Source organism: Kiloniella sp., assembly GCF_048270245.1.
GTDB lineage: Bacteria > Pseudomonadota > Alphaproteobacteria > Kiloniellales > Kiloniellaceae > Kiloniella.
Genome location: NZ_JBLWTH010000002.1, coordinates 224,796 through 236,309, shown reverse-complemented (window position 1 = coordinate 236,309; position 11,514 = coordinate 224,796). Strand labels below are relative to the sequence as shown.

At 42.7% G+C, this 11,514-nt stretch carries 12 protein-coding genes; 7 read left to right on the top strand and 5 right to left on the bottom strand.

The window, feature by feature from the left end:
- Positions 1-4: 4 nt before the first annotated feature.
- Entirely contained in the window at positions 5-727 is a 723-nt protein-coding gene (locus ACN0W5_RS06305) for a metallophosphoesterase family protein (protein WP_299377039.1), read from the bottom strand.
- A 253-nt stretch (positions 728-980) separates the two neighbouring features.
- On the opposite strand from ACN0W5_RS06305, the gene dctP reads away from it, so the two are divergent.
- From dctP to ACN0W5_RS06290, 3 genes are all read left to right on the top strand, one after another.
- Positions 981-1,970 (top strand): TRAP transporter substrate-binding protein DctP, encoded by a 990-nt coding sequence (gene dctP / locus ACN0W5_RS06300; protein ID WP_417453327.1) that lies wholly within the window; start codon positions 981-983, stop codon positions 1,968-1,970.
- Between the two features lie 96 nt (positions 1,971-2,066).
- Complete coding sequence (locus ACN0W5_RS06295; protein WP_417453326.1) at positions 2,067-2,588, top strand: TRAP transporter small permease subunit; 522 nt, start codon at positions 2,067-2,069, stop codon at positions 2,586-2,588.
- Between the two features lie 9 nt (positions 2,589-2,597).
- Positions 2,598-3,875 carry a TRAP transporter large permease gene (locus ACN0W5_RS06290; protein ID WP_417453325.1) on the top strand — a complete coding sequence of 426 codons (1,278 nt, stop codon included), beginning with the start codon at positions 2,598-2,600 and terminating at the stop codon, positions 3,873-3,875.
- 9 nt (positions 3,876-3,884) lie between these two features.
- Here the strand turns inward: ACN0W5_RS06290 and ACN0W5_RS06285 are convergent, their stop codons facing one another.
- The gene (locus tag ACN0W5_RS06285) at positions 3,885-4,535 is read right to left on the bottom strand and encodes a DsbA family oxidoreductase (RefSeq protein ID WP_417453324.1); all 651 of its coding nucleotides are present in this window, start codon (positions 4,533-4,535) and stop codon (positions 3,885-3,887) included.
- Between the two features lie 125 nt (positions 4,536-4,660).
- On the opposite strand from ACN0W5_RS06285, the gene ACN0W5_RS06280 reads away from it, so the two are divergent.
- The 3 genes from ACN0W5_RS06280 to ACN0W5_RS06270 all read left to right on the top strand — a co-directional run bounded on the left by ACN0W5_RS06280 (position 4,661) and on the right by ACN0W5_RS06270 (position 6,322).
- On the top strand, positions 4,661-5,713 hold the full coding sequence (locus ACN0W5_RS06280) for a phosphotransferase family protein (RefSeq protein WP_417453323.1): 1,053 nt from the start codon (positions 4,661-4,663) through the stop codon (positions 5,711-5,713).
- Entirely contained in the window at positions 5,706-6,029 is a 324-nt protein-coding gene (locus ACN0W5_RS06275) for a hypothetical protein (RefSeq protein WP_417453322.1), read from the top strand. Before ACN0W5_RS06280 ends, ACN0W5_RS06275 begins: the two co-directional genes overlap by 8 nt.
- Positions 6,030-6,196: 167 nt before the next feature.
- Positions 6,197-6,322: a hypothetical protein gene (locus tag ACN0W5_RS06270; protein ID WP_281174818.1), complete on the top strand. Its 126-nt coding sequence runs from the start codon at positions 6,197-6,199 to the stop codon at positions 6,320-6,322.
- 136 nt (positions 6,323-6,458) lie between these two features.
- Here the strand turns inward: ACN0W5_RS06270 and ACN0W5_RS06265 are convergent, their stop codons facing one another.
- The 3 genes from ACN0W5_RS06265 to ACN0W5_RS06255 all read right to left on the bottom strand — a co-directional run bounded on the left by ACN0W5_RS06265 (position 6,459) and on the right by ACN0W5_RS06255 (position 9,637).
- Positions 6,459-8,447: an MHYT domain-containing protein gene (locus ACN0W5_RS06265; protein WP_417453321.1), complete on the bottom strand. Its 1,989-nt coding sequence runs from the start codon at positions 8,445-8,447 to the stop codon at positions 6,459-6,461.
- A 186-nt stretch (positions 8,448-8,633) separates the two neighbouring features.
- Positions 8,634-9,104 carry a helix-turn-helix domain-containing protein gene (locus ACN0W5_RS06260; protein ID WP_417453320.1) on the bottom strand — a complete coding sequence of 157 codons (471 nt, stop codon included), beginning with the start codon at positions 9,102-9,104 and terminating at the stop codon, positions 8,634-8,636.
- A 293-nt stretch (positions 9,105-9,397) separates the two neighbouring features.
- Complete coding sequence (locus ACN0W5_RS06255; protein ID WP_417453319.1) at positions 9,398-9,637, bottom strand: hypothetical protein; 240 nt, start codon at positions 9,635-9,637, stop codon at positions 9,398-9,400.
- A gap of 357 nt (positions 9,638-9,994) precedes the next feature.
- On the opposite strand from ACN0W5_RS06255, the gene ACN0W5_RS06250 reads away from it, so the two are divergent.
- The gene (locus ACN0W5_RS06250) at positions 9,995-11,452 is read left to right on the top strand and encodes a sodium:proton antiporter (RefSeq protein ID WP_417453318.1); all 1,458 of its coding nucleotides are present in this window, start codon (positions 9,995-9,997) and stop codon (positions 11,450-11,452) included.
- Positions 11,453-11,514 lie beyond the last annotated feature (62 nt).

Genomic DNA, 11,514 nt, shown 5'->3' with positions numbered 1-11,514 from the left:
TATGCTACGCAAAAACTCTGGCCCAACCCGGATAACCGTTTCGTTCTGCCTGTTCAGCAACTTTTGACCAATCATAGTCCAAAGCGATAAGTTCGACAGACCAACGCCGCTTAGTTTTTGTGGCAATGGCGTAGTGAGCAAGCGCAATACCATTTTCGGCTTCAAGTGGATTGTCCGTATCTGTGTATCTAGGGCAACCGACACTTCCGGGGTTTATGATTGTGCTTTTATTCGGCCCCATTGCAACGTGTGCTAAATGGCTGTGCCCACAAAGATACAAGCTTGCCTGATGATCCAGGCCGATACGTTTGTGCACGTCTTTGCCATGGGTTAAGGCCAGACGTCCGTCAATTTTATCTTCCAATAGGTATTTCGTATCGTCATCAGGCGTGCCATGAAACGCAAAGATATCTTCATCGAGATGCAGTCGGGAAGGGAGGTTGCCAAGCTTCTGTTTTTCAAAACCGGACAATTTTTCACAGGCGAAATTGTAGCCGGGATTGATTTCCGAAGCATTGCGTTCCGCGAGCCACCGATCATGATTGCCACGTACGGTCGGCAAATTTAATTCTTTGAGAAGATCATAGGTTTCTTTGGGCCAAAAGGGGCCGGAAACGCAATCCCCCAGATTAAGGGTAAGATCAGGTTTACGGCCCTTAATATCGCTAAGCACAGTTTCTAATGCCAGAAGGTTTCCATGGATATCTGATATAATCGCGATCTGCATTTGTCGAATAACCCCTTCTGTATGATATTCTCTAAACAGCCTGCTCAGAAAAATAATAAGGTACTAGAGTGTTCGTAATTTAATAAAATCAAACAATAAAATCCTATGGGAAGTATTATTATTGCGTCTCATTTTCAAATCAATTGATTTAAGGTAATTTTTCTATTATGCAGTAAGCCTCATTAAAGGTAGCGGAATACCTAATCTAAGTCCGTAAAGATCAAAAAAATAATAAACACTTGGGATCAAACTTATGAAAAAAATTTTATCCGGCCTGATCGCAGGCGCTGTCTTCTCTTCTTTTGTTGGTGCTGCTCATGCGGAAACGACGCTTCGACTAACGCTACAACTTCCGTTGAAACATCCGCTGGGCCAGAACATTTCCAGCTTTAAGGAAGAAGTTGAAAAAGAATCAAACGGCGAATTAAAAATCGAAGTTTTTCCTTCTGCACAGCTATTCAAGGATAAAGAGGTTCCGCAAGCTGTTGCTTCAGGTGCTATTGAAATGGGCATTGCGTCATTAACACGCTTTGTGGGAACTGTTCCTGCCGTTGATGCGTTCTATGTACCGTTTTTGTTTGATAGCAGTGAAAAAGTACAGGCCGCGACTGCACCGGGTAGCTCTATTCGCCAGATCCTTGATCCTGCAATTGAAAAAACAGGTGCGAAACCACTGTGGTATCAAGCCTTTGGTGGGGCTATTGTTCTGACAAAAGGGGATAAGCCGATTGTCGTTCCTGAAGATGCGAAAGGAAAGAAGATCCGGTCGTTCGGAGCAACGATTTCAGATACAATCGAAGCTCTTGATGCTGCGCCAACTATTATGTCTGGTTCCAAACAATTCTTGGCGTATCAGAATGGTACAGTTGATGCGGGTATGACCGGCATTACGGCTGCCCAATCCAGAAAGTTATATGAGGTGATGGATCACCTTACCCTTACAAACCACGCTGATATTGAATTCATTGTTGTTATTAACAATGATGTCTGGAACGGTTTGTCTGAAAAAGAACAGGCTATTATTACGAAAGCCGGTCAACGTGTTGAACAGGAACTGCGGGCTTCGATTGCAAACAAGGAAGCTGAAGCACGCAAATATCTTGCCGATAAAATCAATATTATTGAACTTACGGACGAACAGCGCGCTGAATGGAAAAAAGCAACGTCTTCTGTCGTAGATGCTTATGTTGAACGAGCCGGTGCAGAAGGTAAAGCTATTGTCGAGGCCGCAGGTAAGCTCTAAACCCTAGCGTGAATACGTTACTATCAAGAGAGGGATAATGTTGTTTATCCCTCTCTATCGTTTTTAAGTATCTGACAATAAATAGTCTTTGATATCATGAAATCCTTTAATCACTTTTCTAAAGCAATAGATAAGCTTACAAACGCAGCAGGTGTTGTTGCGGCGTGGCTTTTCTTCTTGATCGGCTTTTTTATCACTTATGAAGTTGTAATGAGAAAACTGGGCATGCCGACCAAATGGTCAGAAGAATTTTCTCAGATTGCCCAAATCTGGTGTGTCTATTTGGGCATTGCCTTTGCCCTGCAAAAAAGAAGTTTGATTATCGTTGATATTATTGGCGATAACGTGAGTACGTTATTACGTAAGGGCTTGGATCTTTTTGCAATTTCGTTGACGGCAATCTTTTGTATTGTTGCCACTGTGAATAGTTTTAAAGATATCGGTTATTCACTCAAAACCTCTGCCACAACAGACACTGTTCTGGCGATACCGATGTGGATTATTCAAACTTCGCTCCCTCTAGGATTAACATTCCTTTTTCTCCAATGCTTATCAGAGTTCTATAAAACCTGTACTGGAACTGAAGAAACTTTAAGCGAATTAGATCAAGCGCACTAGGGCCATATTATGGAAACCATCCTTATACTTCTTTCCCTTATTGGCCTGTTATTATTGCGCGTTCCTGTTGCAATTGCCATGGCTTCTCTCGGGGCTATTTTATTATGGCTCAAGGGCTTGCCGATGATTATGGTCAGCCAGTTTATGATATCTGGTGTTGATAGCTTTGAGCTTCTGGCCGTACCACTCTTTCTTTTGATGTCTCATATTCTGCTCGTGGGTGGGATTGGTTCTGATCTGTTTCGGGCTGTGCAGTCTTGGGTGGGGCATTGGCCCGGTGGATTGGCGATTGCGACGGTTCTGACCTGCGCGTTGTTTGCAGCTATTTCTGGTTCTTCTGTTGCAACGGCAGCAACGGTTGGGACCGTTGTCATTGTGGAGATGACCAAGAGAGGGTATCCCAAGTTCTTTGTCCTTGGCTTGGTTGCCGCTGGTGGCACGCTTGGTATTCTAATTCCCCCATCAATTCCGATGATTATTTACGGGGTCATAACCGAAGCATCGATCCCAAATCTCTTTCTCGCTGGGATTGGCCCGGGTATTTTCCTTGCCGGGATGTTTATTCTCTATAGCTTTGGATTTGCTCGGTTTAATAAAGACTATATTCGTTCAGAAAAAGCGACCAAGGAAGAACGTATTTCTGCAAGTATCGCCGCGCTTCCGGTTGCTTTGATTGCGTTTGTCGTTGTTGGTGGCATCTATGGGGGGCTTTTTACCCCAAGTGAAGCTGCGGGGGTAGGGTTCTTCTTGTCGCTAGCGATTGTTTTGGCAAAAAGAAAGAATACTCTGGAAGATATTCATACCGCAGCGATGGCCGCGATGAAAACAACGGTGACTGTTCTGCTTATTGTTGCTGCTGCTGCTTTGTTTGGGAAATCGATTACAATTTATCAAATTCCACAGGATGTTACGACCTTTGTCGCAACTGCTTTTTCTGAACCGTGGCTGTTTACTCTGATTATCTGTATCGTATTACTGGTCATGGGATTGTTCCTGGAATCATTGAGTATGTTGCTTATCATGATGCCAGTCTTATTTGAGTCATTGGCGCCTATGGGAATTCATCCGATCTGGTTTGGTGTTCTCTTTGTGATTATGATCGAATGCGCCTTAATTACGCCACCAGTGGGAATGAATCTTTTTGTCGTACAAGCTGTTGGAAAAGCCAAACTCTCTGAAGTTATTCAGGGTGTTTGGCCTTTTGTCTTAATTATGCTTTGCACAGCTGTACTGCTTTGGTTCGCTCCTGGATTGGCGATGTATATACCTTACGGTGCCAAATTTTAATTCGCCCGCTTAACTGTCTTCACTTAGTTGCTGGTGCCCGATATCCAGCATTTGTGCCAAGGTATCTGGGCTTTGTGCACCGGGAAGAATGTGTTGGCGGTTAACAATGAAACAGGGAACGCCTGTGAGACCAAGGTTACGTGCGTTTTGATCTGTGTATAAAACGTCTTCGTGGCCCTGTGTACTGTCCAAATACTCCTCTGCGCCTTCTAGGCCGACTTCAGTGGCGATTTTTATCAGTACACCTCGTTCTCCGATGTTTTTTCCCTCAAGGAAATAACTTTCGAACAGGCATTCCATTAATTCGTCCTGTTTTCCTTGAGTTGCTGCAAAAAGGGAAAGGCGATGGGCCTCAACTGTGTTTGGGGTTTTTTGGATGTCATCAAACTTGAAATCGATGCCTTCGGATTTTCCTGCTGCAGCAATTTGACTGTAAAACTGTGTTGCGTTGGCACGACCACCGAATTTTGTATCCAGATAGGTTTGGCGATCCATCCCTTCTGACGGCATATCCGGATTTAACTGGAAGGATAGCCAGCGAATTTTCACGTCAAAATCCGGACGGAGTTCTTTGGCTTTTTGAAAGCGTTTATAACCAATATAGCACCAAGGGCAAATAGGGTCAGAGTATACATCGATTTCGATAGGTGTTTTGGTCATGGTGATATTGGCCTTATTGCGTGATTTGAAAAGTCTCGGTCTGTTTCTGACTTTGTTGGTGCTGATCTATTTGTTATGAGTTACCCAGATATAGGACCCCTGACTTGATAATTAAAGGACAAGGCGTGGATTTGTCACTGGGCAATAGAATAGCAAACGAAGCATTAGCCCAATTTGTGTGTAAGGTGTTGGGTCGTCAAGGACTTCGCATTGAAAAGATGTTCACAATGTCCGGAGGTGCGATTCAGGAAAACTGGAAAGTGGTACTTCGTTCTATTGAGGGCGAAGAGCTTTTCGTTGTTTTGCGGACGGATGCTAAGACAAAAATTCCGGGTAGCCTATCTAAAAAGCAAGAGTTCGAATTCCTGTCTCTGGCTTGGAAGGCTGGCGTTAGAGTTCCTGAACCTTTTTGCCTTTGTGAGGATTTGAGCATAATAGGAAAGCCTTTTATTCTTTTAGAGTACTTGGCTGGTACAACAGATTTTGAACAAATTCGTCAACTTAACATTGGTGAAAAGCTGGGCTTTGAGTTGGGGGGTGAACTTGCCAAAATTCATACTATTCAACCCAAGGATAGCCAGACAGCGGTTATGCAATCTAATCTGGATGTAATCCACCAGAAAATAAAATCGTATCAAGACTTTTTTGATAGCCGGAATGATATCTCTTTACCAGCCGAGTGGGCGATGCGGTGGTGCCAGTCTCAATTGGAACATATGGAGCCATCCATCATTACGATGACGCACGGGGATTTCAGAACTGCCAATTATTTGGCAACATCGAATGGTTTGTCAGGATTGTTAGACTGGGAATTTTCAGGGTGGGGGGACCCCTACAGTGATCTCGGATGGTTTTGTTCAAAATGCTGGCGGTATGGAATGGAAGACACGCCGGCAGGAGGAATATCAAGCAGAACGAGTTTTTATAAGGGATATAGTTCTGTGACGAGATCTGAGGTTGATGAACCTCGCGTCCTTTTTTGGGAGGTTATGTCACTTATAAGGTGGCTTGTTATTGCAACTCAACAAGGAGATCGAAACTTTGTCGAGGGTGAAAAGGATTTGGAACTGGGATTAACAGGGGTGGTTCGCCCTTTGGAAATTGAACGAATGTTATTAGAGTTAACACCACCTGAAAGCTGGTCATTCTCTGAAAATGCGGAGAGTACCTGTGCGTAAATATGTCGAAGCGTTAAGCAAGCAGGTTTATCAACTCGCTTCTGAGTATGAGAGAAATAATACGCCGATACCTTCAGATTTACGCAAGGCAATTAAACGTATCGAATGGATTGCCTCTTCAGTTTTGGAAGCTGAGCCTGAACACAATCCATTTCCGACATGGGATGAAGGCTTGAGTGAAAAAATAAGAAATAAAAAACTTGATGCGGACAAAAACCTCTATGACAAGCTTGTCAGTGAGAATGAAAATTCCTTGCTAAAGATTAGTCCTTGCAGCCTTCAGCGTTATGTTCCTTTGCTAGAGACGCCTGATTAGTTTTCTAAATATTTTTATCTCTTTTAGCTTATTGAAAAATAATACTTTTATATGTTTTTGATGTAAATTTATATATTTTGTTCTCTTTTTGTTCTTGACGAAATTGATGTGCTGGTGCATAAATGTTCACATATTGTTCTTATTGAGTTTGAACTGAGGAGCCTGATATGCAAGATGAAACAAAAATGTTGGATTTTTTACTAAGCAGCTTGGTGGCGTTTGGTAGTTTTGGGTTCTTCCTATTCGTGCTTTCTTATGGTTGGTTAACTGCCTTTCAAGTTATTGCGCAGTAAATTTATTGCACAGTAAATTTTGAGAAGAACTGTTGCACTTTGACCAGTAGTATCTGCTTTGCCAGTGATTTTTAGATTAATGATACTTTCATCTGGGATGTACATTGTTTAGGGGAGAGCTTGCTATGCGGATAATTTATCCAACGGCGGCTTGCCTTTCAGCAAGCTGCTTTTCTAAAGATATTGGCAGCATAACTTCCACTTTTGTGCCGTCGCCTTTTTTGCTCGTGATCTCAAGCTTGCCGCTGAGCAAATCTACAAATGCGTGAACGATAGGCAAACCAAGCCCGGTTCCTGACAAGTCAGAAGTAAAGGCATTTTTGACCTGTCCAAACGGTTTAATTGCGAACTCAACTTCTTCTTCGGTCATGCCAATCCCGTTGTCTTCAATAACAATTTTGATGAGCTCATCACATGGCCACGCGCGAATTGTGACCCGACCTTGTGCTGGTGTGTATTGTACCGAATTTGTAATAAGATTGATCAGGACCTGATATAGTTTGCCTCGATCTGAATTTACGGTTTCTGGTAAATCATTGTCCAACAGTACGGATAGCGTTACGCTCTTTTCCTTGGCACGTTTTTGGAGCATGTTGATGGCATCCGAGATTAACGTGGGCAACGTGATATCTGTCAGCTCCAAATCTTGAGTATTCTGTTCTACTTTTGACAGTTCGAGTAGAGAATCTACAAGACTAAGAAGATGGTTCCCTGATGAAAAAATATCCTCTGAATATCCAACGTACGTTTCGCTAATTGGTCCGAATGTCTGTGCCCGCATAATATCAGAAAAACCGAGAATGGCATTTAGAGGTGTTCGCATTTCGTGGCTCATATGGGCCAGAAAATTTGATTTCATTTCATTGGCTTCTTTGGCGCGGGTTGTTTCTCTTAACTCACGTTCAATTTTTTTACGTACTGAAATATCTCGTAATATACCTGTATAGAAAACCTCGTTGTCAATTTTGGTTTCGCCAACGGACAGCTCCAAAGGGATAACCGTCTTATCTTTATGTAACCCGGAAACCTCACGACCAATACCAATAACGCGGGCTTCACGTGATTCTTCGAACCGTTCAATATATTTTTGATGTTCTTGGGGGCTGATTCCATTGGTTATCATGGCAATATTTTGCCCTAGAGCTTCTTGTGCGGTATATCCAAAAATACGATATCCACCTTCACTCCAATTGCGAATGGTACCCTGTTTGTCGATGACGATAATGGCCTCTACGGCTGTATCGAAAATTGCTTGTAATCGTGCTTGATCTGCACGTGCCTCTTTTTCCGCCACCGTACGTCGACGAGCTTCATTGGCCAGATTTTTGACACTTTCTTTCAAGCGAGCGGCAAAGGCTGCCGTGGCAACTCCCCCGGCAAGGACCAACGTGCCAAGACCAACAAAGATTGCGAGAACAACATCGGCCAGTCTGCCCGTTGGACCGATATCCTCTAAGATTGGATAGAAAATCGCTGCTTGCATGGCAATATAGTGCATTGACGCAACTGCGAGCCCGAGTGTCGTCGCGGCGATTAATTGTCGTGCGAAGCGATAAGAAGTTTGGCGTTGTCCATACTCGACAACAGCCAGAGAAATATAAGACAAGACGACGGCAGCTATGACGGACAAAATCACATATTGTGGATCGTAGAAGATAATGGCAGGCATGCGCATTGCTGCCATGCCGACATAATGCATTGTTCCGATGCCCGATCCCATTAAGACAGCACCAATCACTAGACGGAGATGAAGGTTGTAACGTTGCTGGCTGACCACAAAAAGCGCGGTCAAACTGGCAAGAATTGCTGGAATAATCGAAATGGACGTCGTCAGGAAATCATAAGTGATCCCGCAAGGAAGTGAAAAAGCCAACATCCCTATGAAATGCATGCCCCAGATTGCACCGCCAAAGGCTAGCGCACCAGCTACTTTCCAAAGCGCCCCGGTTCCTTCGTTATTTATGACAAGTTTTTCGGCGCGCGCCAAACACATCATTCCCGCCCATCCGCCAAATATGGCTATGGCGACTGAAAGTGCAACAAGATCAGGACGAAAAGTCCCAATGTATGGTGCAGAATTGCCGGGAAAGTCGACAAAAGATGAAAAGTACGTGTCAATATACATGTGAGAATTCTAGCAACGAAAACTTACTAAAATCTTTCAAAAAATTACTAGATGTTGCAATTTTCTGTATCTGATAAAACCACCAAAATGGCATCTTGAGAGGCTTTATTGATAAGGTTATATGAATATTAATCGACCGTACTTGATAATGTTACCGAGGCTAGTGTAGATGGATAAACCCATGAGCTAATCTTCAGATTCAGATGGGTCGCTTGCCACTTTTCCAAGTGTTTTTGCCATGTCTAACAAGCGCTTCCTAACCGTTTTTTCTTCGATTTTGTAATATGCCCTGACCAATTCTAGGGTTTCTCGTCTGGCCATCGGATCCTTTTGAAAGGGGAGCTCTTCGCCTTCTGCTTCCATGCCTCTTATCTGACCTGGGGAGCGATGGGATACTTCATCTGTCATTTCATCAAAGAAGTAACCGATATCAATATCTAGAACTCGGGCTAAGTCATACAACCGACTTGCGCCGATACGGTTGGTTCCGCGTTCATACTTTTGAATCTGTTGAAATGTCAGGCCAAGTGCTTCGCCTAGTTTTTCTTGGCTTAAGCCAAGTAAGGTACGCCGTAACCGTAACCTTTGACCAACGTGGACATCAACAGCGTTGGGGACACCAGTAATTCTTTTTGGAAGTGTTTTTTTATTTCTCATGCTTACCCTTGATGGTTGCGATAATAATTTATACTTTACCGCCCTCTTGATTCAAAGTGTTCGCCTGTGAGTGTCGAATAACATGCTATTAAAATAAAATATAATTCGGCATATAGTTAATAGCAGGGTGTATTTATGAGTGACTGTTAATTTAATATATCAATAAATCAGTCACGTGTTAATATTTTTATCTTTCTTGTTTTAATAAATTGCTAATAAAAGAATGTTTTAAAGAGGAATCATTTCCTATAGTTGTGAGTAATGGTGTTAGCGTTATTTGTTTTTTGTGCCATTTATGTTTTTTCTGATGATGTTTCAAGATGTTGAGCTGCCTCCCCAAGAAGACGGCCTTCCAAGGATAGTTCCAGAAACCGGATGTAATCTTCTTTCTTTGATACCTTTTGTCGTGCAACGGGAATTACATCCAGTGGGTCTTGTGCATCTAGTCGGTATTGCTGAATAAGGGTTATCAGTTCTTGGCTCAATACTTCCAGACGTTTTTGAATGTCAGGTAGGGTTGTTGGTTTTGTCATTATGTTGCCTTCATACATATGATTAATTTACAGGATTAATCATATGACAGAGGATCGCCGCAACAACTTTTTATCAATCAATGACTGCATGTCGTGAATTTCTGCTTCATAGGTAGGTAATCACAAATCAATTGAGGAGCTATAGGTGCATTCTCTTTAACAAAATAAAAAATGAGATAATCCCTTGATTTGTTTATCCAGAGTACAAATTAAAGTAACACCAAAACCTTGTTTTTATAGTGTAATGTCTTTAAAAAAATGGACACTGTAAAATTCAATACGCTGGTAAATATAAGACAAAATATAAAATATCGGGTTCTACGTTAGTAAACGAGATAAACACAGGTAAGGGATAATATGGGAATTAAACCTTGGTTCAGCAGAGCCGTCGTATCTGGCTTCGTAATGATTCTTGTGGGTATAATTCCCAGTATATCTGTTGCCGCAAGTGTTGGGGCACCCCATCTTGAAGGAAAAGATCTTGGCCTGATTTGGGTAGTTCCTTTTGCTTGTATGCTACTTTCCATTGCGATTTTCCCGTTAATCGCACCACGTTTTTGGCATAAGAATTTTGGAAAAGTATCCGGGTTTTGGGCTGTTTGTTTCTTAGTACCTTTTACTATTTTCTTTGGCTACGAACTCGCACTCTATGAAACTCTTCACGTTGGGTTATTGGAATATTTTCCATTCATTATCTTGTTATTTAGCTTGTTTACAGTGGCGGGTGGTGTCCGGGTCCGTGGAAAATTAACGGGAACACCAGCACTCAATACCATTATCTTGTTAATAGGGACGACCTTGGCCAGTTTTATGGGCACCACGGGGGCGGCGATGCTTTTGATCCGCCCTTTAATTCGGGCGATGGAGCATCGAAAGCATAAAACGCACACTGTTGTGTTCTTTATTTTCCTTGTTGCAAATATTGGTGGCTCTTTGACGCCTCTGGGCGATCCGCCTCTCTTTTTGGGGTTTCTCAAGGGCGTAGATTTCTTTTGGCCGACAGTGCATATGTTCTTGCCGATGTTATTCTTATCTATCGTACTTCTATTGGTGTATTTTGCGCTTGATAGTTTTTTATACAGCAAAGAAGGCCCTATCATCGTTGATCCAGCAACGGTAGAGCCTGCTGATGAGGCTTCTTTTGCCCTGGATGGTAAAATCAACCTCTTGCTTTTAGTCGGTGTTGTGGCGGCTGTTTTGATGTCGGGCGTATGGAAGCCGGGCATTTCTTTTAATATCTATCATGTACATGTTGAGATCCAGAACCTCGTTCGCGATGCGATACTGCTGTTTTTGGCATATCTATCCCTTCGGCTTACCAACGATCAGAGCCGGAAAGAAAATGGGTTTAATTGGTTTCCAATTCTTGAAGTCGGCAAATTGTTTATTGGTATTTTCATTACCATTATACCGGCAATTGCGATCTTGAAGGCCGGTACTTCTGGTGCTTTGGGAATGATTGTTGAATCTGTCAGTACATCTGATGGACAGCCTGTAAACTATATGTATTTTTGGGCCACAGGTATTCTTTCAAGCTTCCTTGATAACGCACCGACCTATCTCGTGTTTTTTAATACGACAGGGAGTGATGTTGCAACACTTACCGGAGAGCTTTCAAATACGTTGCTGGCAATTTCAGCGGGGGCAGTGTTCATGGGGGCTAATACCTATGTCGGGAATGCACCTAACTTTATGGTTCGGTCCATCGCAGAAGAAAGTGGTGTCCCAATGCCAAGTTTCTTTGGGTACATGTTATGGTCTGGGGCAATTCTTATCCCGTGCTTTGTCGTGCTGACCTTTATCTTCTTTATCTAGTTTGAAATTAAGGTAGATTTTGTAAAAAGCGCTCCTTTTTGGGGCGCTTTTTACGTCAGTCG

What these genes read in the sequence shown, in the direction of transcription:
- ACN0W5_RS06285 (WP_417453324.1), bottom strand. Translation starts at nt 4,535, where the DNA reads ATGACCAAAACACCTATCGAAATCGATGTATACTCTGACCCTATTTGC.
- ACN0W5_RS06270 (WP_281174818.1), top strand. Translation starts at nt 6,197, where the DNA reads ATGCAAGATGAAACAAAAATGTTGGATTTTTTACTAAGCAGCTTGGTG.
- ACN0W5_RS06265 (WP_417453321.1), bottom strand. Translation starts at nt 8,447, where the DNA reads ATGTATATTGACACGTACTTTTCATCTTTTGTCGACTTTCCCGGCAAT.
- ACN0W5_RS06255 (WP_417453319.1), bottom strand. Translation starts at nt 9,637, where the DNA reads ATGACAAAACCAACAACCCTACCTGACATTCAAAAACGTCTGGAAGTA.
- ACN0W5_RS06305 (WP_299377039.1), bottom strand. Translation starts at nt 727, where the DNA reads ATGCAGATCGCGATTATATCAGATATCCATGGAAACCTTCTGGCATTA.
- dctP (WP_417453327.1), top strand. Translation starts at nt 981, where the DNA reads ATGAAAAAAATTTTATCCGGCCTGATCGCAGGCGCTGTCTTCTCTTCT.
- ACN0W5_RS06250 (WP_417453318.1), top strand. Translation starts at nt 9,995, where the DNA reads ATGGGAATTAAACCTTGGTTCAGCAGAGCCGTCGTATCTGGCTTCGTA.
- ACN0W5_RS06260 (WP_417453320.1), bottom strand. Translation starts at nt 9,104, where the DNA reads ATGAGAAATAAAAAAACACTTCCAAAAAGAATTACTGGTGTCCCCAAC.
- ACN0W5_RS06295 (WP_417453326.1), top strand. Translation starts at nt 2,067, where the DNA reads ATGAAATCCTTTAATCACTTTTCTAAAGCAATAGATAAGCTTACAAAC.
- ACN0W5_RS06290 (WP_417453325.1), top strand. Translation starts at nt 2,598, where the DNA reads ATGGAAACCATCCTTATACTTCTTTCCCTTATTGGCCTGTTATTATTG.